Below are 25505 nucleotides of genomic sequence, written 5' to 3'. Positions count from 1 at the left end.
CGGGTACGCGGGTACGGGCGCCCATCGTGCCCTACGCGCCCCCTACACGTCGCACTCGAACCACACCGTCTTCCCCCCGGGCGTCTCGTCGGCCCCCCACCGGTCCGTCACCGCCTCCACCAGCGCGAGCCCCCGCCCGCTCTCCTCCAGTGGACCGGCGAGCTTCGCGATCACGGCCCCGGGGACGGCGTCCGCGACCTCCACCCGCAGTCCGAAGGGTTCCCGCAGGATCAGGACGGAGCACCGCCGGCCCGGCACGTGCCGGACGACGTTCGCGACGAGCTCGGTGAGGGCGAGGGCCGCCGGGTCGGCCAGGCGGTCGAGATCCCACCGCGTGAGGAACATGCGCAGGATGCGGCGCATGTGACCGGCCGAGTGCTCACCGACGGTGAAGCCCATGCGGTAGCTCGTCGCAAGTGCCGGAGGATAAAGGTCTGTTGCCTGATTCATGCCACCAGGGTGGGCCGGTGTCGTTACGCTCGGCTACGGACTGAACACAACGCCTCACCGCGTGAGCTTGGGGGTGACCTCGCCGTGGTCAACATCCGCAACCTGGATCCGAGTGCCTCGCCGCTGGACTACTACGGATCGGAACTCCGCCGCCTGAGGGAGGAGGCGAAGCTCGGCCAGGCCGAGTTGGGCTCGATCCTCTACTGCACGGCCTCGCTCGTGGGCCAGATAGAGACGGCGAAGAAGGTCCCCACTCGCCAGTTCTCGGAGCGGGTGGACGCGGCCCTGCTGACGGGCGGGGTGTTCTCGCGGTTGATCGGGCTGGTGCTGAAGAGCCAGCTGCCGACGTGGTTCCAGGCGTACGCGGAGATGGAAGCGAAGGCGACGTACATCTCGACGTACCAGTCGCAGCTGGTCTACGGCCTGCTCCAGACGCCCGAGTACGCCCGCGCGGTGCTGAGCGTCGACAACCCGGGGCGGCTGGAGGAGCTGGTGGCGGCCCGGATGGAGCGCCAGCGGATCCTGGAGCGGGAGCACCCGCCGGTGCTGTGTGTCGTGCTGGACGAGGCGGTGCTGTACCGGGAGATCGGCGGTGCCGAGGTCATGCGGAACCAACTCGCCCACCTGTTGGGCTTCCTGGACCATCCGTGGATCCAGGTGCAGGTGCTTCCCTTCGGGGTGGGGCAACACTCGGCAATGATGGGCTCGTTCAACCTTCTGCGCTTCGACGACGACCCGGACCTCTTCTATGCGCCGGTCTATGGCGGGGGCCACATGACCGCCGATCCACAAGTGATCAGGGAGCGGTCCGTCAGCTACGCTCGGCTCCAGGCCTCAGCCCTCTCCCGAGAGGACTCGGCGGCGCTGATCGAACGTGTGATGAGGGAGCGATATGGGCACCAGCCGGGAACTGCGGTGGCGTAAGTCGTCCTACAGCGGCTCCGATGGCGGCGACTGCGTCGAGTGCGCCCCGCTCGGCACCGCCGCCTGGCGCAAGTCCTCGTTCAGCGGCTCCGACGGCGGCGAGTGCATCGAGGTCGCCGACCTCACCGCCCACGTCGCCGTCCGCGACTCCAAGAACCCCGAAGGCCCCGCCTTCCTCGCGACCCCCGCCGCCTTCACGGCGTTCGTGGGCGCCGCCGCCGAGGGCCGTATCGGCCGCTGACCGTGGCGACCCTCGTAGGAACGATGATCCTCGCCATCGGCCTGCCGGCCTGGGCGGGGATCACCTACGTCGGCCTCGTCCGGGCCCGGCGGGGCAACGGCCTCCCACAGCCCGACGTCCCCCTGCCCCGCCGCACACCCGCCAAGAAGGCCGCCTGGATCGCCGCGCTCGCGTACGTCGCGGGCGGGGGGCTCCACCTGTACGGCCTGTCCTACCTGCCGTTCCTCTTCCCGGAGGACGCGTGCTGGTTCAACGCGGGGTACAGGGCCGTCCCCGACTCCAGCGGCGCGCTCCCCGTCAGCCTGGTGTGCGCGGGCGAGGAGATCGTCCCGGGGTGGCTGAACCCCGGGCTGCTCGTCCTCGCGGTCACCGCCGTCGGCGCGACCGTCACGAGCGTCGTCCTGGCCCTGAGGCGTGCTCTCGGCGGCCGCTGACGGGCGATCGGCCGCGCACCCGCCCAGGGCGGCGGGCCGGTTGGTTCTGCGCCTGCGGTCAGGCGACGCGGATGACGCTCTTTCCGCAGGTCGTGCCCTCGGCGAGGCGCTGCACGGCCGTGGCCAGGTCGTCGAGGGCGTACTCGGCGGTGATGTCCGTGCGGATCTCGCCGTCGGCGACGAGGTCGAGTGCGCGGCGGGCGCTCGCGGCGAGCCGTTCGGGGTGGGTCCGGCTGAGCAGGTTGCTGTTGTAGGTCAGCAGTGACGTGCCGTGCGTGAGGAGGTCGCCGGTGTCGGCGAGGACGGGTTCGTACGGGGCGAGGTTGCCGTACGCCACGAGTCGGCCGTGTGGCGCCAGCCGCTCCAGGCCTGCGGTGCGGGCCGGGCCGCCGACCGGGTCGAGGACGACGTCCAGCTTCTCGTCGCCGAGCGCGGCCGGGAACTCCTCGCGGAGCAGGAGCCGGTCGTACCCGAACCGCGCGGCGTAGTCGGCCCTGTCGGCGGTGCCGACCACACCGACGATCCGGCCCGCTCCGGCCAGTCGGGCGAACTGGGCGGCGAGCGTGCCCACCGAGCCGGCGGCGGCGTGGATGAGCACGCTTTCGCCGGGCCGTACCCGCGCGGCGGTGTGGATCAGGTCGTAGGCGGTCGGCGCGCCCCACCCGAGCGCCGCTGCCGTCCTCAGCGGCAGGCTGCCGATGCCGAGGGTGAGGGCGGCGGGTGCGAGGACCACCTCGGCGTAGGCGCCCGAGGTGGTCAGCGCGGTGACGGCCTCACCGACACGGCGTATGTCGACGTCCTCGCCGACCGCGACGACGTGTCCGGACGCCTCGAACCCCGGGACGAAGGGGCGCGGTACGGGGAAGTGGCCGTCCCTGACCATGGTGTCGCCCCACTGGACCCCGGCGTAGGCCACGCGGATCGCCACCTGGCCGGGGCCGGGTGTGGGCTCGTCGAGTTCGGTGAGCCGGTAGCGGTCGTCGGAGTCGAGAATGACAGCCTTCATTACAGCTCCCTGTGCTGACTCAGTATCCTTACAGTCGAGACCGTAGGTATGTAAGGTTCCTGAGTCAACCCATGAACCTGTCAATGGAGTGGGAGCGTGCGCGGTGGAAGCCCCGATCGAGAACGACCTCTGCACCCGGATCAGGCGGTCGGAGCAGGCGTTGATGGCTCACCACGAGGCCGTGCTGCGCACGTACGGCCTGACGATGACGCAGTACACCGTCCTGCTGGTCCTCGCGCGCGAAGGTGGCATGTCCGGCGCCCAGTTGGCTCGGTCCTGCGGGGTGACGCAGCAGAGCATGAGCAGCGTGCTGGCCAACATGGAGAGCAAGACGCTCATCCGTCGCGAGACGTCGCCGGTGCACGCCAAGGTGCAGATCGCCAGCCTCACCGACGCGGGGCAGGGGCTACTTGACCGCGCCTACCAGGAGGTGGTCATCCTGGAGCGCGCGCTCACCGACGCGTTCACGCCGTCCGAGCACGCGGCGCTCTGTGCCCTTCTGGAGCGCGCCACCGCCGTCCTGGTCCAGCAGACGCGCAACGCGACGGCCCCGCCAGCCGGCTGAGCGCGCGGCGGTCGCCGAGCCTGTGAGGGGGTGCGCCTGTCCGGCTCGGCCAATTCTCCCCCCTGACTGCCTGCTTCCGGCCAATCAATGGCCGATAGTCACCGTCGGCACCACTGTCTCGTCATGGGCTTCGTCCAGGCAACACCGCCCGTGAGCTTCAGGAATGCGTCCGACACGCCGTGACATGCCCGGCAAGTGGTTTTTCGTTCCGCATTCCGGACTGGCCCGGCGGCCCTTGTCCAGCCCTTGTTACTCGCGGTTAAGTTACGCCGCGCGCGTCCGGGACCGACCATCCCGCCGCGACGCGCGCACGTCATCGGCGGTGGGGGGACAGGTCCGCCACGGGGAAGGGTGGCATCGCCATGTCGTGATGCCGGCTCACTGTGAACGTCGCCCAGGTCACCCCCGCCTGCCCTCGTTCGCTGTGAAGGAAGATCTCCTTGCGGTTCAAACCGGGGTTGCTCCACTCTCGACCACGCTCGTCCACCCCTCTCACCACCCGCCTCACCACGGCCGTCACCTCCGTCGCGGCCCTGGCCGTCCTCGGCGGCCTCGCCGTCCCTCCCGCCCTGGCCGCGCAGAACGCCGCGCGGAGCACCGCGCCGAACCTGGCGCCGACGGCCGACTCGTACGACGGCTACGACGGCTACGACGCCAAGGCCGCCCAGCAGCTGCGCGAGGACCAGTGCATGGCCACCGAGGGCCTGCGCATGGGCGGGCCCAACCTGCAGGCCCTCGCGCAGAACGCCCTCGTCCTGCCGCCCGATCAGCTGCACGCGCAGCTGAAGCGGGACATGATGGACGACAAGACCCCGCTGCACGCGGCCTGGAACCAGGACCGCGCGCTCACGGACCAGTGGCTCGACAAGGTCCGGAAGCAGGGCTACGCCTGGTCCGGCGCCACCAGCGGCCTGGAGTCGTACCCCGACGCGCCGAAGGATCCGGACAAGATCTTCGACCGGACCGGGCTGCTCCCGTGGCTGTACCAGGGGTTCTCGGATCCGCTCAACCTCTTCAATCCCTTCTACGACTCGTCGCCCACCGCCGACGACAAGACGAAGGCCGCCGCGCTCGCGATCGGTGACCCGCTCTACACCAGTGGCGGGACGGCGCAGGAGAAGGAGGCCTGGGCGCTGTGGAAGAAGAACTCGGGGAAGATCGAACCCAACCAGTACTTCGTTCCCCGGGTGTTCGCCGATGACGCCCGCATCTTCCTCGCCTCCGGAGGCTTCCCCCGTACGGCGTCGGAGCCGGGCACCCCGGAGTTCCGGATCGCGGTCGAGGACCTGAAGGCCCGCTTCGGGGCCTGCGGCTGGCACGACCCGATCGACCCCAACAAGGTCCTCGGCAAGCAGGTCGCACAGGCCGCCGCCGAGTGGCAGCAGGAGATCGCCGGACAGGCCGCGCAGCGGCAGCAGATCCTCACCGCCGGCAAGGACGCGGGCAAGGCGCTGCAGGACGGCACCTACGCCCTCAGCATGCTCCTCGGCCAGTCGTGGCTCGCCGACTACTACACCCGCTGGCAGGACCACTGGGCCGCCGGTGGCGTCGGCTGGATCGGTGACAGCCCCGCCGCGATCCAGGTACCGGGCGCGGCGGGCATGTGCCTGGACGTCCAGGGCGGCGGCAAGACCAACGGCACGCCGGTCCAGATCTACACCTGCAACGGCAGCGCCGCGCAGCAGTGGACCCTCGAGGGCGGCGAGGAGGACCTCCACCTCCGCAACGTCAACTCGTTCAAGTGCCTGGACGTGGCCGGGAACGCCTCGGCCAACGGTACGAAGATCCAGATCACGGACTGCTACAGCACGAAGGGCCAGTCGTGGAAGGGCGACGTCCGCGCCGCCTCGCCGCTGAAGAGCCTCAGCACCGGCAAGTGCCTGGACCTGAGCGCCTTCACGAAGAGCACTGACACGCGGCTGTGGGACTGCAACGGCACCAGCGCGCAGAAGTACCTGATCAAGCCGACCGGCCACAAGGGCACCGACAGCCTCTCCTACCCGGACAAGGCGCAGTTCGACGCGGCGACGAAGGGCCTCACCGACGCCCAGGCGGCCGCGAAGACGCACCTGGCCACGGTCAAGGCCCAGCTGGAGAAGGCCAAGAAGTCGGCTGTCACCTCCGACGCGGCCCTGCAGACCGCGTACGGGATCGCGGACGCCGCCGGCGCCCCGCGCGGCCGTGGTCTCCTCGTCGGCCAGCAGAAGGCCCAGGTCACCAAGGGTGCTGTCGCCGCGCTGACGGCGATGGTGAAGGCCGGTGAGACCGCCGAGGCCGCCACCAGGGCCGCCGCGGCCGACAGCGCCACCATCACGCAGCGCGCCATCGCCCAGACCGCACAGGTCAACGCCGAGTTCCGCAAGGAGGCGGCCCGTACAGCCGAGTTGCAGGCGAAGGCGGCGGCCGACGGGGCCAAGCTGCACCGCGACAACGCCAAGAAGGACAAGGAGACGGCGGAGGCCAAGCTCGCCGTCGCGCTCAAGGCCGAGGGCGACGCCAAGGCGGCGGCCGCCGAAGCCCACGCCAAGCGGCTCGCCGCCGAGTCCGAGGAGGCGAAGGCCAAGGCCGAGAAGGACACCGCCGCCGTCAAGCAGAACGAGGCGGCCCGGCACAAGCAGACCGCCCAGACCGAAGCGGCGAACGCCCAGGAGGCCAAGGAACAGGCCGAGGCCGCCGAGGCGACCGCGGTCGCGCGCAAGAACGACGCGGTCAAGGCGCGGGACAACGCCAGGACCAAGCGGGACGACGCGTGGGACGCCGAGCAGAAGGCAGAAGCCTCCCGCGCCAAGGCCGACGCGAAGGAGGCCTACGCGCAGTCCCTGGACGCCGGCACGGCCGCCGATGCCGCCCGTGTCGCCGCAGACGCGGCGAACCGGCACGCGAACGACGCCGAGGCCGCCGCGGGCCGGGCCCGTACCGCCGCGAACGCCGCGAGCGACGCGGCGGCCGAGGCCGACGCGGCGGCCACCCGCGCCGAGGCGGCGGCCAAGCGGTCCCGCGCCCACGCCGACGACGCCCAGGCCGCCAAGCTGAAGGCCGACGCCGCGGTGAAGACCGCGACGAGCGCCGCCGCCGACGCCATCGCGGCCTCCCAGCACGCAGCAGCAGAGGCCAAGGCCGCCGTCCGGCTGGCCGAGGAGGCGGAGGCGCTGGCCAAGACCGCCAAGGCCCACGCGGACGCGGCGAGCAAGGAGGCCGCGACGGCCCTGGCCGCATCCGCGAAGGCGGCGGGCTTCGCGTACGTCACCGCTCAGGCCGCCGTGGACGCGGGCCATGCCGCCGCCCAGGTGGCCAAGCCGGCCAACGACGCGATCCAGCTCGGCTCGCCCTACGTCACCACCGACGCGGCCGCCGGCCTGGTCGTGCTGACCGGGCAGGCGTCCAAGACGATCGCCGACCAGCAGAAGGCGGTCGCCGACGCCCACGCCAAGAACGCGCAGGCGGAGGCGGCGGCCGCCAAGAGCCTCGCCGACCAGGCCGCCGGCGACGTGAAGATCGCCTACCAGCACGCGGCCAACGCCGCCGGACACGCGGCGGCCGCCCGCACCTACTCCAAGGAGGCCCTCGGCTACGCGGCCGACGCCGCCGTGGCCGCATCGAAGGCCACCCAGTCACTGGCCCGCACCGTCGAGTACGACCGCAAGGCCGCAGCGGACGCCGCAGCCGCCGACCAGGCGGCAGGTCGCGCCGAGGGCTACGCCAGGCAGGCCCGCGACTCGGCGGACCAGGCCGCCCTCGACGCCCAGGCGGCCCGTCAGGCCGCGGTCGCGGCCGAGCAGTCCGCCAAGGACGCACGCGCCGCCGCCGACCGCGCCGCCGTCGCCGCCACCGAGGCCGAACAGGCCGCCAAGGACGCCGCGGCGTACGCCAAGGAGGCCCAGGAGGCGGCCGACAGGGCCGAGAAGGCCGCGAAGGCGCAGCAGATCGGCAACGGAACCGTCGTCGACGAGCTCGGTGGCTCGATCGGCAACATGTTCTACGTCATCGACCGGATCGAGAACATCGGCGATCCGCAGACGGTGAGGAAGACGGAGGGCTGCGACGGCTGGATCGACAAGCTCTTCTACACGGGGAACTGCACGATCACCGCGAAGCTCCGGTACAAGGCGTACCTCGACCTGTACCTGTGCTCCTCGCCGGAGCTGAACCCGTCGAAGGCCACGTGCCCCGCCGCCGCGACCGTGTACCTGGGCGAGTTCCCGACCAAGGAACTGTCCCAGGAGGTCACGCACACCATCACGATCGCCGAGTACCAGTCGAACGTCGATCCGGTGGACATCCTCTTCGGGAGCTGGATCCGGTGCGCTCAGAAGATCGCCCCCGGCGGTGAGAACGGAAGCTGGGGAGGCTGCGCCTGGGCGGCCCTGGACGTCGCGAGTCTCTTCGCGGGCAAGGCCCTCCGGCCCATCGCGGACGCCGTGCTCGCGGTGGACGCGGCGGCGCGGACGGGTATCGCCTTCGCCGACGCCTACAAGGCCCTGCGGGCCGTGGGCCTCAGCGACGACGCCGTCTACCGCATCGGGGTCAGGGGACTCGACGGGTTCATCAAGACCTGCACCAGGTCCCGCGTGTCGTCGGTCGCACGGGCGTCCGTGGCGGTGTCCAACCCGGTCGACGGCTGCCCGGTGGGCCTGATCGCGTACAACAGCGACGAACTGAGCGGTCTCGCCTACAAGTTCAGGACCGAGTCCGGGTACTACGGCGCCGACCACAACGTCGCTGTCGCGCGTGTGCCGGGGTGGAACGACCCGAAGACCGGTGACTTCGTGATCGGCAACAGTGGCTTCAACGGGCACTCGGAGATCATGATTCTGGAGAAGCTGAAGCAGAAGGGATTCAGTCCCACCCAGATCACGGCCCTGTACACCGAGCGCCAGCCCTGCCCGGACTGCGCCTCAGCCCTGACGGGTGCCCTCAAGCAGGGCACGCCCGTCAGCTGGTCCGTCCCGTACCACCCCGACTACTGGCGTGAGGCGAGGGACCTCCTCGCCGACTACGTCAAGCGGGCCGGTGGAGGACGGATGGCGCGTTCCGCGGCGGACGCCGGCGTGGCCGAGGAACGAGAAGCGCATGAATGAGCCCGAATTCGACCTGCCGCCCAGAGCCCCGGCGGCGGTCGTCGCCGGATGGAACGACCTGGCTGACCGCGTCTGCCGTGAACTGCTCCGGGCCGGACTTCCGGCCCGCCGCGGCGATCTCGACGGCGGCCCGGCGGCCGGGCCCGGCGCGGACGTCCACGTGGACCCGCTCGCCGAGGGCGGGGTGTACGTGGACTGGGAGACGGACGCGGAGCTGCGGACCACCGCCGTCGACCTCTTCGCGAAGGGGATCGACTACGCCGCTCCGCCGCCGCCGGTGCGTCACTACAACCAGGTCCAGAAGCTGATGCGGGACGCCCTGCTGGGAATCCTTGCCTCGGCCGGATTCCAGGTCGGGGAGCCCGATCCGCACACGCATGGAAGCGCCGTGCGCGTGACGGGTCTCCGCCCCTGACCTCCCGCGTGGGCCCCCTGGCCCATTGAGACCGAAACCCCCGCCGTGCGACGCCCGGCGGGGGTTTCCGGGTCAGGCCCCCGCCAGGACCGCCCGCAGCCTCCGCACCCCCGCCTTCCACTCCTCGCCGTCCGACTCCTCCCACAGCTCCAGCAGTTCGGACGGCTCGGTGAGGACCCGGTCCAGGGCCTCGGCGGCCACCGGGCGCAACTCCGCCGGAAGGGCGGGCAGCGGCTTCTTCGGGCCGTACGCGGTGGTGACCGGGTCGCCGCCCGGGCACTGCGCCGCGACCAGGGCCGCCGACGCGATCGCCTCCACGGCCACGTCCGAGTCCAGGTAGTCGTCACCCGTCCCGGTCACCTCGCGGAACGCGGTGAGGAGCACGTCAGCCTTCTTCTCCGTCGGGGCCTCGTCCACCCGGTACGAGAAGTCGGCTGCGGTGTCGTTGTCGAAGGGGCCGATGTCCCAGGTGCCCATGGCGCGCTCACTCTCTCCGTCGTCCAGATCCACGGAGATCGTGACAGGGGGCACTGACAACGGACCCGCCGTTCAGTCCTCGACGCCGAGATCGGCGCGCATGGACGTCTTCATCGCGCTCAGGAAGGGCCAGACCTCTTCGTGCAGTTCCGCTTCCATGGCCGCCAGTTCGGCCGCGTTCAGGGAGGGTTGCTCCGCGTAGGCCCGGAGCTTCTTGTAGGCCGCGTGCAAGCGTGTCTTCGCCGCGCTGGAGGGACGTGACACCACGTCCGGGACGATCATCTGGGACTCGGCGTAGCTCTCCCGGTACGCCAGTCTGCCCGCCTCCAGGTTCTCCAGAGACGGAGCGGGATCCTCGCCGCGGCGAAGGGCGTGGAGATGGTTGGACATCTCCGTCAGGTACTGGCGCGCGGCGGTGTTCAGCGTGATGTAGCAGGCGCGCCGGCGCTCCAGGCTCTCGCGCTGCTGCTGCCGGGCCTGTTCTGCACGGAGCAGTTCCTCGGCGTGGCCGCGTTCCTCGCGGCGCTGCTCGGCGGCGGCTTGGAGCTCCATGCGCTTGGTGCGGTCCGCTCGGATCTGGGTCAGGAGCGCGGCTCCGAGTGTGCCCGCCACGCCCACCACGGCGATCAGCAATGCCGTCCAGCTCGCGCCCATGTTCCCCCCTGCGGTGCGGCTCCCCGTCTGCGTGACGATGGTGTCACAGGCGCCCTCGCCCGTCGTGTGGCCGGCCTCGCAACCGAACCCGTATCTGACCTTCCGTCAGAATGGAACGTGTTCTAGTCTGCGCGCCATGGGCATCGCCATCACGCACGAACAGCGGGAGCTCGCGCGGTCCGTTCGCGGGCTGCTCGCCCGTGTCGTCCCCCCGGAGGACGTCCGCAAGGAACTCGACTCACCCGGGGCCGCCGGCGGCCGGCCCGGGTACTGGGACGTTCTCGCCGGGCAGGGGCTGCTGGGACCGCACCTTCCCGAGGAGTACGGGGGAGGCGGCGGCGACCTCGGGGACCTGGTCGTCGTCGTGGAGGAGGCCGCGCGGGCCCTGCTGCCCGGGCCGTACCTTCCCTCCGTCCTCGCCGCCGAGCTCCTCCGCCGAGCAGGAGAGGAGGAGTTGGCAGGGGCCCTCGCGGGGGGCTTACGGATCGGGGCCGTCGCCCTCGGCGGCACCGGGACCCTCACCGCCGTCCCCACCGACGACGGCCACCTCCTCGACGGCACCGCACCCCCCGTCCTCGGCGGAGCCCAGGCCGACCTGCTCCTCCTGCCGGCCGCCACCGCCGACGGCGGCGTCTGGCTCGCCGTCGACGCCGCCGGGGTCGCCGTACGGTGCCACGAGAGCGCCGACCCGACCCGGCCCACCGCCGAGATCACCGCCCGCGCCCTCCACGTCCCCGCCGCCCGCGCACTCGCCCTCGACCCCGCCCTCGTCCACGACCTCGCCGCCGTCCTCCTCGCCGCCGACGCCTGCGGCACCGCCGCCCGCGCCGTCGAGACCGCCGCCGAACACGCCCGCACCCGCGAACAGTTCGGCCGCCCCATCGGACAGTTCCAGGGCGTCAAACACCTCTGCGCCGACATGCTCGTCCGGCTCGAACAGGCCCGCGCCCTCACCTGGGACGCCGCCCGCTCCACCCATGACCCCGCCCGGCCCCTCACCGCCTCCCTCGCCGCCGCCACCGCCCTCGACACCGCGTACACCTGCGCCAAGGACTGCATCCAGATCCTCGGCGGCATCGGCTTCACCTGGGAGCACCACGCCCACCTGCTGCTCCGCCGCGCCCTCGTCGCCCGCCAGCTCCTCGGCACCGGCGACCACCACCGTCTCGCCGCCCTCCGGCACGCCGCCGCCGGCGTCCGGCGCGGCCTCCGCGTCGACCTGCCGCCCGAGGCCGACCCGTACCGCGCCGCCGCCCGTGAGGCCCTCGCCCCCGCCGCCGGACTCGACCCGCCCGCCGCCCGGCGCGCCCTCGCCGACACCGGCTACGCGGCCCCGCACCTCCCGGAGCCGTACGGGCTCGGCGCGGGCCCCCTCCACCAGCTCGCCGTGCAGCGGGAGTTCGACGAGGCCGGGATCGTCCTGCCCGGGCTCGGCATCGGCGCCTGGGTCGTGCCCTCGCTCCTCGCCCACGGCACCCCCGCCCAGCAGGCCGAACACCTCGGCCCCACCCTCCGCGGCGAACGCCTCTGGTGCCAGCTCTTCTCCGAACCCGGCGCCGGCTCCGACCTCGCCTCCCTCCGCACCCGCGCCGAACGCACCGAGGACGGACGCTGGCGGATCAACGGACAGAAGGTGTGGACGAGCGCCGCCCGATGGGCCCACCACGGCATCCTGCTCGCCCGCACCGACCCCACCGCCCCCAAGCACCAGGGGCTCACCTACTTCCTCGTCGACATGCGGAACACCCCCGGGATCGACATCCGGCCGCTGAAGGAGATCACCGGGGACTCCCTCTTCAACGAGGTCTGGTTCGACGACGCGATCCTCCCGGCCGACGCCGTCGTCGGCGAGGTGGACGACGGCTGGCGCGTCGCCCGCAACACCCTCGGCAACGAACGCGTCCACATGGCCGACCAGGTCGTCTTCGACAGCGGCCTCGAAGCCCTGATCGGACGGGCGGCCGGCACCGACGACTCCGTACGCGCCCGGATCGGCGGTCTCCTCGCCGAGGCCCACGCGCTCGCGTGCATCGGCCTGCGCACCACCCTGCTCCAGGTGTCCGGCCTCGAACCGGGCGCCGGCGCCAGCGTCCGCAAGCTCGTCCAGACCCTCCACCAGCAGAAGGTCGCCGAACTCACCCTCGAACTCCTCGGCCCCGAAGGCGCCGTCCGCGAGGGCCCCGGCGAACGGGCCGTCCACGGACTGCTCATGTCCCGCTGCCTCACCATCGCGGGCGGCACCACACAGGTACAGCTCAACGTCGTCGCCGAGCGGCTGCTCGGCCTCCCCAGGGACTGAGAGGGCACGTGATGAAGGCGTACGTCGTCGGCGTCGGAATGACGAGGTTCGAGAAGCCCGAGACCCGGGACTGGCAGTACTGGGACATGGTCCGCGAGGCCGGCACCGCCGCCCTCGCCGACGCGGGCGTCCCCTACGCGCGCGTGGAGCAGGCCGCAGTCGGCTACTGCTTCCAGGCCTCCACCGCCGGACAGCGCGCCGCGTACGAACTCGGCCTCACCGGCATCCCCGTCTACAACCTCAACAACAACTGCGCCACCGGCGCCACCGCCCTCATGGTCGCCCGCCAGTTCGTGGAGGGCGGCATCGCGGACTGCGTCCTCGCCCTCGGCTTCGAGAAGATGAGCCGGGGCCCGCTCGGCGGCGGATCGGGCGCGGGAGACTTCTCGACGTCCCCCGTCGCCCGGCACTACGGGATCATGGCCGCCGCCCACGGCTTCGAGGCCTCCCCGCCCACCGCCCAGATCTTCGGCAACGCCGCCCGCGAGCACATGGAGCGGTACGGGACGACCGAGGCGCAGCTCGCGGCCGTCGGCGCCAAGAACCACCGGCACTCGGTGCACAACCCGTACGCCCAGTTCCAGGACGCGTACACCGTCGACGAGATCCTCGCCGCGAAGACCGTCCACCGGCCGCTCACCAAGCTCCAGTGCTCGCCCACCTCCGACGGCGCGGCGGCGGCCCTCGTCGTCTCCGGACGCTTCGTCGAGGAACACGGGCTGCGGGGACGGGCGGTCGAGATCGCGGCGCAGTCGATGACCACCGACACCGAGGAGTCCTTCGCCTCCGGCTCCTGCGTCGACGCCGTCGGCCGCCCCATGTCCCGGACCGCCGCCCGGCAGGCGTACGAGCGCTCCGGTCTCGGCATCGAGGACGTCGACGTCGTCGAACTCCACGACTGCTTCTCCATCAACGAACTCCTCACGTACGAGGCGCTCGGCATGTGCGAGGAGGGCGCCTCCGGCAAACTCGTCGAGTCCGGCGCGACGACCTACGGCGGGCGCTGGGTCGTGAACCCCTCGGGCGGCCTCATCTCCAAGGGCCACCCACTGGGCGCGACGGGCCTCGCGCAGACCGCCGAGCTGGTCTGGCAGCTGCGCGGCGAGGCGGGCGCACGGCAGGTCGCGGGGGCGCGGGTCGGGCTCGCGCACAACATCGGCCTGGGAGGCGCGGCGGTGGTGACGATGCTGCGGAGGCTGTAGCTGTAGCCGTGGCCTTCCGACCTGGCGAGTGGCGAGGGGCCTCGACCGTCCCGCGGCGGAAGCCCGAGCCGTCCCGGCTGCGCCCTCAGCCGTAGGACTCCCGGCGTATGTACGGGGCTAGGGCCGTCTGCGACCATGACATCCATGCCGCAGAACGACCCCCTCAGCAAGGCCGGAACGGCCCCCTCCACCCTCCCCTCCATACCCGCCCCGGCCCGCCCCTGGCTGGTCGTCCTCGCGGCCTGCGCGGGGCAGTTCCTCGTCGTCCTCGACGTCTCCGTCATGAACGTGGCCCTGCCCTCGCTCAAGGCCGACCTGGGGCTCTCCACCCTGGAGCTCCAGTGGGTGCTCAACGCCTACTCGATCGCCTTCGCCGGTTTCATGCTGCTCGGCGGGCGGGCCGCCGACCTCTACGGCCGCAAGGCGATGTTCCTGCTCGGGCTCGGTCTCTTCACCGCCGCGTCCGTCGTCGGGGGCCTCGCCCCCGAGGGGCAGTACCTGATCGGCGCCCGCGCCGCGCAGGGCCTCGGCGCCGCGCTCCTCTCGCCGGCCACCCTCACCCTGATCACGCGCGCCGTCCCGGCGGGAGCCGCCCGCACCCGGGCCATCGGGACCTGGACGGCGGTCGGCGCGGCCGGCGGCGCGGCGGGCGGCTTCGTCGGCGGCCTCCTCGTCGACCTGCTCTCGTGGCGCTGGGTCCTCCTCGTCAACGTCCCCGTCGGCGTCCTGGTCCTCGCCGCCGGCGCCCTGTGGCTGCGCGAGAGCCGCACGGGCGCCGGGCGCCGCCTCGACCTGCCGGGCGCCGTCCTCGTCACGGCGGGCCTCGCCACCCTCGCGTACGGCATCGTGCAGACGGAGGCGGTGGGGTGGATCGCCGCCGGCACCCTGCTCCCGCTGTTCGGCGGCCTCGCCCTCCTCGCCGTCTTCGTCGTCGTGGAGTCCCGCACCCGGGAACCCCTGGTGCCGCTGGGCATCTTCCGCAACCGGACCGTGTCGGCGGCCAACGCGGCGATCCTGCTGTGCGGTTCGAGCTCCTTCGGCATGTGGTTCTTCATGACGGTGTACGCGCAGAACGTCCTCGGCTACACCCCGCTCCAGGCCGGTCTGGCGCTCGTCCCCAGCTCCCTGAGCGTGCTCCTGGGCTCCAAGTTCGCCCCGTACCTGATGCCGGCGGTCGGCGCCAGGAACCTCGCGGTCATCGGTGCGCTCCTCGCCGCGGCCGGCTTCGCCTGGCAGTCGACGCTGACCGCCGACGGCACCTTCCTCGGCACGATCCTGGGTCCCGGCATCCTCATGATGGCCGGCATCGGCCTCGCGACCACCCCGCTCGCCACACTCGCCACCTCCAGCGCCTCGCCGGGCGACGCGGGCCTGGTCTCGGGACTCGTCAACACCTCCCGCACGATGGGCGGGGCGATCGGCCTGGCCACGCTCACGACGGTCGCCGCGGCGGCCACGCCCACGGTCCTCCACTTCGGCCTGACGCCGGACCCGTCGTACCTGGTCCCGGGCTACGCGACGGCCTTCCGGGTCTCGGCCGGGGTCCTCGTCGCGGCGGCCGCGCTGATGCTGCTCGGCCTGCCGAAGGAGGCGCCCCGGCGCGTCGAGACCCAGCGCGCGGCCTCCCTCGCGGAGCGCGACCTGTTGTAGGAACCGGCCTCACCGCGACCGCCACCGCGGACGCGGACGCGGGCGCGGACCGAGCCGTCAGGCCCGGCCCGGCCCGCCCCGCGAGCGTGCGGAGCGGGCCCGTCAGTCCCGGTCCGGCCCGCCCCGGAGCGTAGGGACCCGGCCCGCAGTCCCGGCCCGCCCCGCGAGCGTGCGGACCCGGCCCGTCAGTCCCGGCCCGGGTCCGAGGCCGCCGCGAGCACCGGGTCGATCACCGTCTCCCCGCGCAGCACCCGCCGGACCGCCTCGGCCAGTTCCTCCACGGGCCCGTCCTTGACCAGGAACCCGGCGGCCCCCGCCTCCCTCGCCCGCCGCAGGTATCCCGGCCGTCCCGAGGTCGCCAGGACCAGCACCCGGCAGTCCGGCACCTCGTCCCGCAGGTCCGCGGCGGCGTCGAACCCCGACCGCCCCGGCAGCTCGGCGTCGAGCAGAGCCACGTCGGGGCGTCCGACCAGCGCCGCGTCCACGACCTCGTCGCCCCGCCCGACCTGCGCCACGACCTCGAAGTCGTGCTCCATCCCGAGCAGCAGCGCCAGCGCGCCCCGCGTCGTCCCCCGGTCCTCGGCGAGCAGGATCCTGATCATTCCGTGGGCTCCCCGTCGTGCGGGCGGCGGCCCCCACGGCGTTCCGCGGTGACCCGGGACCGCCGCGTCGACGGTCCCGGGACAAGCGTGCCGCCTGGGGCCGCGACCCGCGCGCGCAGACGCGCCGACACCGTTTCTGACGTGACGTCAGGAGGGTTCCCAAGCGCGATGGGCTGGGCTATACATGGGGACCACCGACCTAGAACGCGTTCTAGAACGGGCGCGTACGGGACGGTCCCCGCACGGCCTCGGTGCGGCCGACGGTGCGGACGGCCGCGCCGAGGTCTTCCACGCCACGAGGAGCAGCAGCCCGATGCCGATCGACCCCGCCAAGGCCGTCGCCGCCGAACCCCGCAGCGCCGAGATCTCCTGGGACCACAAGGACGTCCAGCTCTACCACCTGGGCCTGGGCGCCGGCACCCCGGCGACCGACCCCGACGAGCTCCGCTACACCCTCGAATCGCGTCTTCACGTCCTGCCCAGCTTCGCCACCGTCGCCGGAGCCGGCATGGGGGTCGTCGGCGGGCTCTCCGCCCCCGGCATCGACATCGACCTCGCCGCCGTCCTGCACGGCGGCCAGTCGATCACGCTCCACCGGCCCGTCCCCGTCGCCGGCCGCGCCGTCTCCACCTCACGCGTCGCCGCCGTGTACGACAAGGGCAAGGCCGCCGTCCTCGTCCTGCGCTCCGAGGCCGCCGACGAGGACGGCCCGCTCTGGACCAGCGACGCCGAGATCTTCGTACGCGGTGAGGGAGGCTGGGGCGGCGACCGGGGGCCCTCCGAGCGCCTCGCCCTGCCCGAGCGCGCGCCCGACGTCACCGTCGAACGCCCGGTCCGTGAGGAGCAGGCCCTGCTCTACCGGCTCTCCGGGGACTGGAACCCGCTCCACGCCGACCCCGAGTTCGCCAAGTTGGCCGGCTTCGACAGGCCGATCCTGCACGGGCTGTGCTCGTACGGCATGACCCTCAAGGCGGTGGTGGACACGGTGCTCGGCGGTGACGTCACCCGGGTCCACGCGTACCGCACCCGCTTCGCCGGGGTCGTCTTCCCCGGTGAGACCCTGCGCATCCGGATGTGGGCCGGGGACGGCCGCGTCCAGGCGACGGTGACGGCCGTGGAGCGCGACGACGCCCCGGTCCTCGCCGACACCCTCGTCGTCCACTCCTAGATCCATCCCGGCACTCGGAGATTCGTTCCGGTACTCGGAGATCCACCCCGGCACTCGTAGATCCGTCAGATCCGTCCCGGAAGGAGCCGCACCATGCGCGCAGCCGTACTGCACGAGATCGGCCAGGACAAACTCGAAGTCCTCGACGACGTCGAGGCCGTGGGCTTCGGGCCCGGCAAGGTGCGGATCCGGGTCAGGGCCACCGGCCTCTGCCACTCCGACGTCTCCGCGATGAGCGGCGTCCTCCCGCAGCCCGCCCCCTTCGTCCCCGGCCACGAGGGCGCCGGCGAGATCCTCGACGTCGGCGACGGCGTCACCGGACTCGACCAGGGGCAGCGGGTCCTGCTCTGCTGGCTGCCCGCCTGCGGCAGCTGTCCCGCCTGCAGGCGCGGCCAGACACAGCTGTGCCTGGCCGGCTTCATGAACGCCGGCACGCCCAACTTCAGGCGCCCCGGCGGTGACGTCTTCGGCTTCGCCGGCACCGGCACCTTCACCGAGGAGGTCGTCGTCGACGCCGGCTGCGCCGTCCCGATACCCGACGACGTGCCCTTCGAGATCGCCGCCCTCATCGGCTGCGGTGTCACCACCGGCCTCGGCGCCGCCATCAACACGGCCAAGGTGGAGGCCGGTTCGTCGGTCGCCGTCATCGGCTGCGGAGGCGTCGGGATCTCCGCGATCCAGGGCGCGAGGCTCCAGGGCGCCGCCCAGATCGTGGCCGTCGACCCCGTCGGGTCGCGGCGCGAGGCGGCGCTCCGCTTCGGTGCCACCGAGGCCGTCGCCCCCGACGCGCTCGCCGATGCCAAGCAGCGCATCACCGGCGGGGAGGGCTTCGACTACGTCTTCGAGGTCGTCGGCAAGTCCGCCACCGCACGCACCGCGTACGAGACGACCCGGCGCGGCGGCACCCTCTGCGTCGTCGGCGCGGGCGCCCTCGACGACCACCTCCAGCTCAGCATGTTCGAGCTGTTCTTCGACGAGAAGCGGATCCTGCCGTCCATGTACGGCGGCGGGGACGTGCTCCGTTCGTACGAGCGGGCCATCGCGCTCTGGCGGGCGGGCCGCATCGACCTGGAGTCGCTCATCACCCACCGGGTGCCGCTCGCGGGCGTCAACGAGGCCCTGGAGCAGATGCGTACGGGCGCCGCCCTCCGCACCTGCATCGAGATCTGAGACCGGAGAGGATCCCCGCGATGTCACTGCCCCTGGAAGGGCTGAGCGCGATCGTCACCGGCGCCGGGCGGGGCCTCGGCCGCGCCGAGGCCCTGGAACTCGCCCGGCTCGGCGCGGCCGTCGTCGTCAACGACTACGGGCAGCCCGGCCGCGACGGCTCGGGCGCGGCCTCCGCCGCCCCCGCCGAGGAGGTCGCCGCGGAGATCCGCGCGGCGGGCGGCCGCGCGGTCGCGCACCTCGGCGACGTCTCCGACTTCGAGACCGCCCGGGCCCTGATCGACCTGGCGGTGGCCGAGTTCGGCAGACTGGACGTCCTGGTCAACAACGCGGGCATCCTGCGCGACCGGATGGTCTTCTCGATGAGCGAGGACGAGTGGGACTCGGTCGTACGGGTCCACCTCAAGGGCCACTTCAACACCACCCACTTCGCCGCCGCGCACTGGCGGGGCCGGGCCAAGGCCGGGGAGAGCGGCGTCTACGGCCGCATCGTCAACACCTCCTCCGAGGCCTTCCTCGCCGGGTCGGCCGGCCAGCCCAACTACGCGGCGGCCAAGGGAGGCATCGTGGGCCTGACCACCTCGACGGCGCTGGCGCTCGCCCGCTACGGGGTGACGGCCAACGCGATCTGCCCGAGGGCCAGGACCCGGATGACGGAGGACGTCTTCGCGGGCTTCGGCGAGCCGGGGGACGGGGAGCTGGATCCCCTGTCCCCGGACCACGTGGCGCCGCTCGTCGGCTACCTGGCCTCGCCGGCGGCGGCCGGGGTCAACGGCCAGCTGCTCGTCGTGCACGGCGGGATGGTGGCGGTCGTGGACCGGCCCCGGGTGTCGGCCAAGTTCGACACGGCCAAGGAGGCGTTCACGTACGAGGAACTGGACGGCCTGCTCACCCCGTACTACGCCGACCGCCCGGCGGGCGAGACCTTCGCGGCGACGGAGGTACTGGGGCTCAGGAAGGGCTGAGACGGGCTCACCCGAAGGGCTTGGGAGAGGCTGAGGAGGGTCTCAGGAAGGGCTGAGAGGGACTGAAAGCGGGTGAGAGGGGCGGGGAAAGGGGGGTCAGGACCGGCCGTCCGACGACGGTCCGCGGTGGGGAAAGGCCGAGGGCCCCGGGGATACCCCGGGGCCCTCGGACTCGCTGGACTGCTCGGTCACTGCGCGTCGGGCTCGCGACGGTGGCGGCCGTGCGGGGAGGACGCGGAGTCCTCCACCGGCGCGGCCTCACCGCGGTGCTTGCCGGAACCGTTCGGCTCCTGCCCGTGCGTGCTGTTCTCCGACATGGTCGAACTCACCCCGTTGACATCGGTCCTGCTGTGCAGCCCGAGATTCTAACCAGCGGGTCTGCGGTCGGTGAGAGGCGCCTGCTGGAGCGGCACCGGACGGCACACCCGGGGCTCTTCGACGACCGCCGCCGCGACCGTCACCGGCACGGGCTCCGGCTCCGGCGGCGCCTCCAGGTCCGCGAGCCCGCACGGCGCCCCGGCCGTCACGTACGGCAGCCGCAGCACGCCGCCGGCCGTCCACAGGCCCGCACCGGCCAGCCAGCCCGCGGGGGCGGCCACATGGCTCATCCGCCGGGCCGAGGGCTGCCAGATCCCGACCCAGCTGCCGCCCGCCGCGTCGATCCGCAGCGCCACCCCGCAGCCCTCCGGCATCAGCACCTGCCCCGGCTGCACGGCGAACGGCGTCACCGCCGCGTCGTCGAGCCGCAGGCACTCGGGGAAACGCACCGGAAGGAGACTGCCGAGCACGCCCCAGCCGAGCCGGTCGTGCCCCGGGGACGGCGCGTCGGAGCGGATCAGGAGGAGCCCGCTGTCCGGGTCCGCGAGGAGCAGCCGGTCGTTGCTGTCCTCGGTGATCTGGAGCAGGGGCGTCACCTCGCCGCCGCGCTCCAGGTCGACGGTGACGGCCTTCACCGGCCCGTCGCCGAGCCGCCGGTCGAGCGCGAGTATCCGGCCCGTACGGTCGAGCCACACCCCGCCCGTACAGCGGCCCTTGACCTCCGCCACCTGCTCGGGACCGAAGGCGCCGCCCGCGACCAGCCACAGCGTGGTCGTGTCCGGGCCGACGCACATGGCGTACGCGCAGATGCCGTCCGGCGAGGGCGGCAACAGGACCAGGTGCTCGGAGCCCGGGGCCTCCACCGCGCCGAGCTGGAACTCGCCGGTGGCCGGGCCCGTGGGGTAGAGCAGCGAGAACGTGTTCCGCCGCCCGTCCACGCGGCGGGCGACGAGGACCCGGCCGTCCGCGAGGGGCACCAGCTGGGTGCCCGGCTCCTCCGGCTGGGCGAGGGGGAGCGGTACGGCGTACGGCTCCGGGCCGTCGAGGGTCCACCGCTCCACGTACAGGGCGTCCCCGGCGCCCGCGAGCCTGGCCGCGTACGCGCCGTTCGCCGTGATCGTGAACCCCGTCGGCCAGGCAGCGCTCCCGGGGCGCTCCCCGCCCCGGTTCCCCTCGCGGTCGTCGTCCTCGGCCGCCGTCTCGATGGCACACGCTGTCATCGACTCGTCACCTCCGGCCACGAAGCTAGTTTTCGCACTTCCAGCCGGACAACACGAGCCAGGTCACTTCACACATAAGGGTGGCCGTGAGGCGATTCGCCTGAGGGGCCGGGGGTGGTTGTGCTGGAGTTTCCCGTGATGAGTAAGGTAAGGCGAACCTAAACGGAGCCTGTGGCTCCGGACGGTCGCGCCCGTATCCCCGCCAGGACACGTACAGGAGCCTTCTCATGTCCCTCCGCCGCCGCGGCACCGCCGCCGTCGTCGCCCTCGCCGCCTCGCTCTCGCTCGCGGCCTGCGGAGGAGGCGACGGAGGATCCGACGCCTCCGCGAAGGACACGGGCAAGAAGAAGGACGTCGCCACCGGCGGCAAGGACTTCGGCGACGCGGCCGCCAAGACCGCGGCCATGGGGACGGACGCGAAGGCGGGCCAGTTCCCCCGCACCCTGACCCACGCCCTCGGCACCACCGAGCTGAAGTCCGCCCCCAAGCGGGTCGTCGTCCTCGACGTCGGCGAGCTCGACAACGTCGTCTCGCTCGGCATCCAGCCCGTCGGCTACGCCCCCTCCGAGGGCGACGACGGCATCCCCGGCTACCTCAAGAAGGACGCCGGCACCCCGAAGTCCGTCGGCACCATCAACAACCTCAACCTGGAGGCCATCGCCAACCTCCAGCCCGACCTGATCCTCGGCAGCCAGCTGCGCGCCGCCGACAAGTACGACGAACTGTCGAAGATCGCGCCGACCGTGTTCTCCATCCGCCCGGGCTTCACCTGGAAGGAGAACTACCTCCTCAACGCCGCCGCGCTCGACAGGACCGCCGAGGCGAAGGCCAAGCTCGCCGCGTACGAGACCAAGGCGAAGCAGCTCGGCACGGACATCGGACCGGACAAGCCGACCATCTCCATGGTCCGCTACCTCCCCGGCAAGATCCGCCTCTACGCCAAGGCGTCCTTCATCGGCACCATCCTCGAGGACGCCGGCCTGCCCCGGCCCGCGAACCAGCGGATCGACGAACTCGCCGCCGAGATCAGCCCGGAGAAGATCGACCAGGCGGACGCCGACTGGATCTTCACCGGCGTGTACGGCGACGCCAAGGCCACCAAGAAGGACACCGCCCAGGCCAACCCGCTCTGGAAGAACCTCACGGCGGTCAAGGCCGGCCGGGCGAAGGACGTCCCGGACGAGACCTGGTACCTCGGCCTCGGCGTGACCGCCGCGAACAGCGTCCTCGACGACCTGCGCGCCGACCTCGTCAAGTAGCAGGACCCGCCACCCGGGGTGGCAGAAGCCCTGGCGCCGGAAGCGACGCCAGGGCTTCGCTCCGTCCGGTCACCGCGACCCGCCGTCGACCGGCTCCGACGGCGGGCCGCCGCCCCCCCCCGCGAGGGCGCTGCCGGTCCAGGCGCGAAAAGAAGCCAGGTAGCCTTTCCCCGTGCCCCGTCTGTCTGAAGTCACCGCCGCGCTCGACGCCCTCTGGCCACCCGAGCGGGCCGAGTCGTGGGACGCCGTCGGCACCGTCTGCGGCGACCCCGACGCCCAGGTCACCCGCGTGCTCTTCGCCGTCGACCCCGTCCAGGAGATCGCCGACGAGGCGATCGCCCTCGGCGCCGACCTGATCGTCACCCACCACCCGCTCTACCTGCGCGGTACGACCACGGTCGCGGCCGGCCACTTCAAGGGCCGCGTCGTGCACGGCCTCATCAAGCACGACATCGCCCTCCACGTCGCGCACACCAACGCCGACACCGCCGACCCCGGCGTCTCCGACGCCCTCGCCGGCGCCCTCGACCTGCGGATCACCGGCCCCCTCGTCCCCGAGAACAACCTCGGCCGGATCTGCGAGCTCGACCACCCCGAGACCCTCGCCGAGTTCGCCGCGCGCGCCGCGAAGCGGCTGCCCGCCACCGCGCAGGGCATCCGGGTGGCCGGCGACCCCGGCATGACCGTCCGCCGCGTCGCCGTCAGCGGCGGCTCCGGCGACAGCCTCTTCGACGCCGTACGGGCCGCAGGCGTGGACGCCTTCCTCACCGCCGACCTGCGCCACCACCCCGTCTCCGAGGCCACCCAGCACTCTCCGCTGGGCCTGGTCGACGCCGCGCACTGGGCCACCGAGTGGCCCTGGTGCCAGCAGGCCGCCACCCAGCTCGACGAGATCTCCGACCGCCACGGCTGGGACCTCCGCGTCCACGTCTCGAAGACGGTCACCGACCCCTGGTCCTCCCATCACACCTCCCCTGGAGCCCCCAACTGAACGCCGCGCCCGCCGACCAGATCCGCCTCCTCGACGTCCAGGGCCTGGACGTCCGCCTCCAGCAGCTCGCGCACAAGCGCCGGTCGCTGCCCGAGCACGCCGAGATCGAGTCGCTGACCAAGGACCTCACCCAGCTGCGCGACCTGCTCGTCGCCGCGCAGACCGAGGAGAGCGACTGCGGCCGTGAGCAGACCAAGGCCGAGCAGGACGTCGACCAGGTCCGCCAGCGGGCCGCGCGCGACCAGCAGCGCCTCGACTCCGGCGCCGTGTCCTCCCCGAAGGACCTGGAGAACCTCCAGCGCGAGATCGTCTCCCTCGCCAAGCGGCAGGGCGACCTTGAGGAGATCGTCCTCGAGGTCATGGAGCGCCGCGAGTCCATCCAGGAGCGCCTTGCCGAGCTGACCGAGCGGGTCTCCGCCGTCCAGGCCAAGACCGACGACGCCACCGCCCGGCGCGACGCCGCCGAGGGGCAGCTGGACGCCGAGGAGGCGTCCGTGGCGAAGGAGCGCGAGCTCGTCGCGGGCTCCGTCCCGGCCGACCTCCTCAAGCTGTACGAGAAGCTGCGCGAGCAGCAGGGCGGCGTCGGCGCGGCCCGGCTCTACCAGCGCAAGTGCGAGGGCTGCCACATCGAGCTCAACATCACCGAGCTCAACGAGGTCCGTGCCGCCGCCCCCGACACGGTCGTCCGCTGCGAGAACTGCCGCCGCATCCTCGTCCGCACGTCGGAGTCCGGCCTGTAATGTCCGTCCCTCCGTCTTCGCGAGAGCTGATCGTCGAGGCCGACGGGGGCTCCCGGGGCAACCCGGGCCCCGCCGGCTACGGGGCGGTCGTCCTGGACCCCGTCACGGGCGAGACGCTCGCGGAGGCGGCCGAGTACATCGGCGTGGCGACCAACAACGTCGCCGAGTACAAGGGCCTCGTGGCGGGCCTCAAGGTGGCCAGGGAACTGTTCCCCGACGCCACCGTCCACGTCCGCATGGACTCCAAGCTGGTCGTCGAGCAGATGTCCGGCCGCTGGAAGATCAAGCACCCCGACATGAAGCCGCTCGCCGCCGAGGCCGGCCGGGTCTTCCCGGCGGGCCGGGTCCGCTACGAGTGGATCCCGCGCGAGCGCAACAAGCACGCGGACCGGCTCGCGAACGAGGCGATGGACGCGGGCAAGCGCGGCCGGCAGTGGGAGCCGTCCGCCTCGACGGCCGCCCTGGACGCCTCCGCCGCCCGCAACGCCGCCGCCCCGCCCCCGTCGGGCCCGCCCGGAGACGCGGCAGCGGGCGCGGCCCGCGCCCGCGCGGCACTCGCGGGCCTCACGGGTACGACCACGGCCACGGGGTCCGGCGCGGACGGCGCCGCGACGGGCCGGACAGCGCCGGCCACCGGCGACGACGTGCCCGCTCTGTTCGGTGACACCGCACTGTTCGGCGACTCCGCCTCGGGGTCCGAGTCGGCAGTCGCGTCGGCGTCGCAGCAGGCCTCGGGGTCCGAGTCGGCCGTCTCTGCGGTGCCGCCGCGGGCCTCGGGGTCCGGGGTAGCCTCGCCCGCGTCGCCGCAGGCTTCGACGTCCGGCACGGTCGTCCCGCCGCCGCAGGCCCCGGGGGCCGATACGGTCCTCCCCTCCGCGTCGCCGCAGGCCGCCGCCCCCGCGCCCGCCCCCCGCCAGGGCTGGTCCGGGGGGCCTGACATGGGGGCGCCCGCCACGTTCGTGCTGCTGCGGCACGGCGAGACCGCGCTCACGCCCGAGAAGCGGTTCTCGGGAAGCGGCGGCACCGACCCCGAGCTGTCGGAGGCCGGGCTGCGGCAGGCCCGGGCCGTCGCCGAGGCGCTCGCCGCGCGCGGCACCGTCCAGGAGATCATCAGCTCCCCGCTGACCCGCTGCCGGCAGACCGCCGCCGCCGTCGCCGCTCGCCTCGGCCTCGACGTGCGGATCGAACAGGGCCTGCGCGAGACGGACTTCGGTGCGTGGGAGGGGCTGACCTTCGCCGAGGTCAGGGAGCGCCACCCGGAGGACCTCGACGCCTGGCTCGCCTCCCCGAAGGCCGCGCCCACCGGCGGCGGCGAGAGCTTCGCGGCCGTCGCCCGCCGGGTCGCCGCGACCCGGGACCGGCTGACCGCCGCCCACGCGGGCCGTACCGTGCTCCTCGTCACCCATGTCACGCCGATCAAGACCCTGGTCCGGCTGGCCCTCGGCGCCCCGCCGGAGTCGCTGTTCCGGATGGAGCTGTCGGCCGCGTCGATCTCCGCCGTGGCCTACTACGCCGACGGCAACGCCTCCGTGCGGCTCCTCAACGACACCTCGCACCTGAGGGCCTGAGGCCTGCGGACCTGAGCGCCTGACGACCTGGGACGTGAGTCCCTGAGCGCCCGAGCGCCCGAGTGCCGAGAACCTTGCGCCTGGGCCCCCGACGCCGGCAAAGGGGTGGCGG

22 protein-coding genes and 1 pseudogene are annotated in these 25505 nt (G+C 72.9%); 16 read left to right on the top strand and 7 right to left on the bottom strand.

Features of this window, described 5'->3' with window-relative positions; genetic code table 11:
- Positions 1-42: 42 nt before the first annotated feature.
- Entirely contained in the window at positions 43-450 is a 408-nt protein-coding gene (locus AMK29_RS02465; protein ID WP_073806936.1) for an ATP-binding protein, read from the bottom strand.
- An 84-nt stretch (positions 451-534) separates the two neighbouring features.
- Here AMK29_RS02465 and AMK29_RS02460 point away from each other — a divergent pair, with 84 nt between their 5' ends.
- From AMK29_RS02460 to AMK29_RS02450, 3 genes are read left to right on the top strand one after another with little or no spacing between them, the layout of a single operon-like run.
- On the top strand, positions 535-1374 hold the full coding sequence (locus AMK29_RS02460; RefSeq protein WP_073806935.1) for a helix-turn-helix domain-containing protein: 840 nt from the start codon (positions 535-537) through the stop codon (positions 1372-1374).
- The gene (locus tag AMK29_RS02455) at positions 1343-1615 is read left to right on the top strand and encodes a DUF397 domain-containing protein (RefSeq protein ID WP_073806934.1); all 273 of its coding nucleotides are present in this window, start codon (positions 1343-1345) and stop codon (positions 1613-1615) included. The genes AMK29_RS02460 and AMK29_RS02455 overlap by 32 nt, the downstream gene beginning before the upstream one ends.
- Positions 1616-1638: 23 nt before the next feature.
- Positions 1639-2049, top strand: a complete 411-nt coding sequence (locus AMK29_RS02450) for a hypothetical protein (protein ID WP_073806933.1) — start codon at positions 1639-1641, stop codon at positions 2047-2049.
- A 58-nt stretch (positions 2050-2107) separates the two neighbouring features.
- On the opposite strand, the gene AMK29_RS02445 is transcribed toward AMK29_RS02450, so the two are convergent.
- Positions 2108-3055, bottom strand: a complete 948-nt coding sequence (locus tag AMK29_RS02445) for a quinone oxidoreductase family protein (protein ID WP_073806932.1) — start codon at positions 3053-3055, stop codon at positions 2108-2110.
- Positions 3056-3158: 103 nt separating this feature from the next.
- On the opposite strand from AMK29_RS02445, the gene AMK29_RS02440 reads away from it, so the two are divergent.
- From AMK29_RS02440 to AMK29_RS02430, 3 genes are all read left to right on the top strand, one after another.
- A complete protein-coding gene (locus AMK29_RS02440) occupies positions 3159-3620 on the top strand; it encodes a MarR family winged helix-turn-helix transcriptional regulator (RefSeq protein ID WP_073806931.1) in 462 nt (153 codons plus the stop codon).
- 689 nt (positions 3621-4309) lie between these two features.
- Positions 4310-8698, top strand: a complete 4389-nt coding sequence (locus AMK29_RS02435) for a ricin-type beta-trefoil lectin domain protein (RefSeq protein WP_443334052.1) — start codon at positions 4310-4312, stop codon at positions 8696-8698.
- The gene (locus AMK29_RS02430; RefSeq protein WP_073806929.1) at positions 8691-9113 is read left to right on the top strand and encodes a hypothetical protein; all 423 of its coding nucleotides are present in this window, start codon (positions 8691-8693) and stop codon (positions 9111-9113) included. The genes AMK29_RS02435 and AMK29_RS02430 overlap by 8 nt, the downstream gene beginning before the upstream one ends.
- Positions 9114-9185: 72 nt before the next feature.
- On the opposite strand, the gene AMK29_RS02425 is transcribed toward AMK29_RS02430, so the two are convergent.
- A complete protein-coding gene (locus tag AMK29_RS02425) occupies positions 9186-9590 on the bottom strand; it encodes a DUF4259 domain-containing protein (RefSeq protein ID WP_073806928.1) in 405 nt (134 codons plus the stop codon).
- 72 nt (positions 9591-9662) lie between these two features.
- Positions 9663-10244 (bottom strand): hypothetical protein, encoded by a 582-nt coding sequence (locus tag AMK29_RS02420; RefSeq protein ID WP_073806927.1) that lies wholly within the window; start codon positions 10242-10244, stop codon positions 9663-9665.
- Between the two features lie 136 nt (positions 10245-10380).
- Between AMK29_RS02420 and AMK29_RS02415 the strand changes: the two genes are divergently transcribed.
- From AMK29_RS02415 to AMK29_RS02405, 3 genes are all read left to right on the top strand, one after another.
- Positions 10381-12543 carry an acyl-CoA dehydrogenase gene (locus tag AMK29_RS02415; protein ID WP_073806926.1) on the top strand — a complete coding sequence of 721 codons (2163 nt, stop codon included), beginning with the start codon at positions 10381-10383 and terminating at the stop codon, positions 12541-12543.
- Positions 12544-12554: 11 nt separating this feature from the next.
- Positions 12555-13745, top strand: a complete 1191-nt coding sequence (locus AMK29_RS02410; RefSeq protein ID WP_073806925.1) for a lipid-transfer protein — start codon at positions 12555-12557, stop codon at positions 13743-13745.
- A gap of 144 nt (positions 13746-13889) precedes the next feature.
- Positions 13890-15395, top strand: coding sequence for a DHA2 family efflux MFS transporter permease subunit (locus AMK29_RS02405; protein ID WP_073806924.1), 1506 nt, complete (start codon positions 13890-13892; stop codon positions 15393-15395).
- A 203-nt stretch (positions 15396-15598) separates the two neighbouring features.
- On the opposite strand, the pseudogene AMK29_RS02400 reads toward AMK29_RS02405, so the two are convergent.
- Positions 15599-15997: pseudogene (locus AMK29_RS02400) on the bottom strand (response regulator); the annotation flags it as partial.
- 313 nt (positions 15998-16310) lie between these two features.
- On the opposite strand from AMK29_RS02400, the gene AMK29_RS02395 reads away from it, so the two are divergent.
- The 3 genes from AMK29_RS02395 to AMK29_RS02385 all read left to right on the top strand — a co-directional run bounded on the left by AMK29_RS02395 (position 16311) and on the right by AMK29_RS02385 (position 19297).
- Positions 16311-17165 carry a MaoC/PaaZ C-terminal domain-containing protein gene (locus tag AMK29_RS02395; RefSeq protein WP_073806923.1) on the top strand — a complete coding sequence of 285 codons (855 nt, stop codon included), beginning with the start codon at positions 16311-16313 and terminating at the stop codon, positions 17163-17165.
- A gap of 93 nt (positions 17166-17258) precedes the next feature.
- Positions 17259-18335 carry a Zn-dependent alcohol dehydrogenase gene (locus AMK29_RS02390; RefSeq protein WP_073806922.1) on the top strand — a complete coding sequence of 359 codons (1077 nt, stop codon included), beginning with the start codon at positions 17259-17261 and terminating at the stop codon, positions 18333-18335.
- A 20-nt stretch (positions 18336-18355) separates the two neighbouring features.
- Positions 18356-19297, top strand: coding sequence for a 3-oxoacyl-ACP reductase (locus AMK29_RS02385; protein ID WP_073806921.1), 942 nt, complete (start codon positions 18356-18358; stop codon positions 19295-19297).
- Between the two features lie 188 nt (positions 19298-19485).
- Here AMK29_RS02385 and AMK29_RS37570 read toward each other — a convergent pair whose 3' ends face one another.
- Both AMK29_RS37570 and AMK29_RS02380 read right to left on the bottom strand, forming a co-directional pair.
- Complete coding sequence (locus AMK29_RS37570; protein WP_260461980.1) at positions 19486-19614, bottom strand: hypothetical protein; 129 nt, start codon at positions 19612-19614, stop codon at positions 19486-19488.
- A 48-nt stretch (positions 19615-19662) separates the two neighbouring features.
- Positions 19663-20835 (bottom strand): hypothetical protein, encoded by a 1173-nt coding sequence (locus AMK29_RS02380; RefSeq protein ID WP_198942169.1) that lies wholly within the window; start codon positions 20833-20835, stop codon positions 19663-19665.
- Between the two features lie 227 nt (positions 20836-21062).
- Between AMK29_RS02380 and AMK29_RS02375 the strand changes: the two genes are divergently transcribed.
- The 4 genes from AMK29_RS02375 to AMK29_RS02360 all read left to right on the top strand — a co-directional run bounded on the left by AMK29_RS02375 (position 21063) and on the right by AMK29_RS02360 (position 25393).
- Positions 21063-22094 carry an ABC transporter substrate-binding protein gene (locus AMK29_RS02375; RefSeq protein ID WP_073806919.1) on the top strand — a complete coding sequence of 344 codons (1032 nt, stop codon included), beginning with the start codon at positions 21063-21065 and terminating at the stop codon, positions 22092-22094.
- Between the two features lie 172 nt (positions 22095-22266).
- Positions 22267-23085 carry a Nif3-like dinuclear metal center hexameric protein gene (locus tag AMK29_RS02370; RefSeq protein ID WP_073806918.1) on the top strand — a complete coding sequence of 273 codons (819 nt, stop codon included), beginning with the start codon at positions 22267-22269 and terminating at the stop codon, positions 23083-23085.
- Positions 23082-23825 (top strand): zinc ribbon domain-containing protein, encoded by a 744-nt coding sequence (locus tag AMK29_RS02365; protein ID WP_198942180.1) that lies wholly within the window; start codon positions 23082-23084, stop codon positions 23823-23825. The genes AMK29_RS02370 and AMK29_RS02365 overlap by 4 nt, the downstream gene beginning before the upstream one ends.
- Positions 23825-25393, top strand: coding sequence for a bifunctional RNase H/acid phosphatase (locus tag AMK29_RS02360; protein WP_073806917.1), 1569 nt, complete (start codon positions 23825-23827; stop codon positions 25391-25393). The genes AMK29_RS02365 and AMK29_RS02360 overlap by 1 nt, the downstream gene beginning before the upstream one ends.
- Positions 25394-25505 lie beyond the last annotated feature (112 nt).

Source organism: Streptomyces sp. CB02261 (assembly GCF_001905665.1).
GTDB lineage: Bacteria > Actinomycetota > Actinomycetes > Streptomycetales > Streptomycetaceae > Streptomyces.
Note: the sequence above shows the minus strand (reverse complement) of the source record. Positions and strands in the feature narration are given on the sequence as shown.

Bases quoted from the DNA above. Each gene is read 5' to 3' on its own strand.
- AMK29_RS02465 (WP_073806936.1), bottom strand. From the start codon at position 450: ATGAATCAGGCAACAGACCTTTATCCTCCGGCACTTGCGACGAGCTAC.
- AMK29_RS02455 (WP_073806934.1), top strand. From the start codon at position 1,343: ATGGGCACCAGCCGGGAACTGCGGTGGCGTAAGTCGTCCTACAGCGGC.
- AMK29_RS02450 (WP_073806933.1), top strand. From the start codon at position 1,639: ATGATCCTCGCCATCGGCCTGCCGGCCTGGGCGGGGATCACCTACGTC.
- AMK29_RS02445 (WP_073806932.1), bottom strand. From the start codon at position 3,055: ATGAAGGCTGTCATTCTCGACTCCGACGACCGCTACCGGCTCACCGAA.
- AMK29_RS02435 (WP_443334052.1), top strand. From the start codon at position 4,310: ATGGCCACCGAGGGCCTGCGCATGGGCGGGCCCAACCTGCAGGCCCTC.
- AMK29_RS02430 (WP_073806929.1), top strand. From the start codon at position 8,691: ATGAATGAGCCCGAATTCGACCTGCCGCCCAGAGCCCCGGCGGCGGTC.
- AMK29_RS02425 (WP_073806928.1), bottom strand. From the start codon at position 9,590: ATGGGCACCTGGGACATCGGCCCCTTCGACAACGACACCGCAGCCGAC.
- AMK29_RS02420 (WP_073806927.1), bottom strand. From the start codon at position 10,244: ATGGGCGCGAGCTGGACGGCATTGCTGATCGCCGTGGTGGGCGTGGCG.
- AMK29_RS02415 (WP_073806926.1), top strand. From the start codon at position 10,381: ATGGGCATCGCCATCACGCACGAACAGCGGGAGCTCGCGCGGTCCGTT.
- AMK29_RS02410 (WP_073806925.1), top strand. From the start codon at position 12,555: ATGAAGGCGTACGTCGTCGGCGTCGGAATGACGAGGTTCGAGAAGCCC.
- AMK29_RS02405 (WP_073806924.1), top strand. From the start codon at position 13,890: ATGCCGCAGAACGACCCCCTCAGCAAGGCCGGAACGGCCCCCTCCACC.
- AMK29_RS02395 (WP_073806923.1), top strand. From the start codon at position 16,311: ATGCCGATCGACCCCGCCAAGGCCGTCGCCGCCGAACCCCGCAGCGCC.
- AMK29_RS02390 (WP_073806922.1), top strand. From the start codon at position 17,259: ATGCGCGCAGCCGTACTGCACGAGATCGGCCAGGACAAACTCGAAGTC.
- AMK29_RS02385 (WP_073806921.1), top strand. From the start codon at position 18,356: ATGTCACTGCCCCTGGAAGGGCTGAGCGCGATCGTCACCGGCGCCGGG.
- AMK29_RS37570 (WP_260461980.1), bottom strand. From the start codon at position 19,614: ATGTCGGAGAACAGCACGCACGGGCAGGAGCCGAACGGTTCCGGCAAG.
- AMK29_RS02380 (WP_198942169.1), bottom strand. From the start codon at position 20,835: ATGACAGCGTGTGCCATCGAGACGGCGGCCGAGGACGACGACCGCGAG.
- AMK29_RS02375 (WP_073806919.1), top strand. From the start codon at position 21,063: ATGTCCCTCCGCCGCCGCGGCACCGCCGCCGTCGTCGCCCTCGCCGCC.
- AMK29_RS02360 (WP_073806917.1), top strand. From the start codon at position 23,825: ATGTCCGTCCCTCCGTCTTCGCGAGAGCTGATCGTCGAGGCCGACGGG.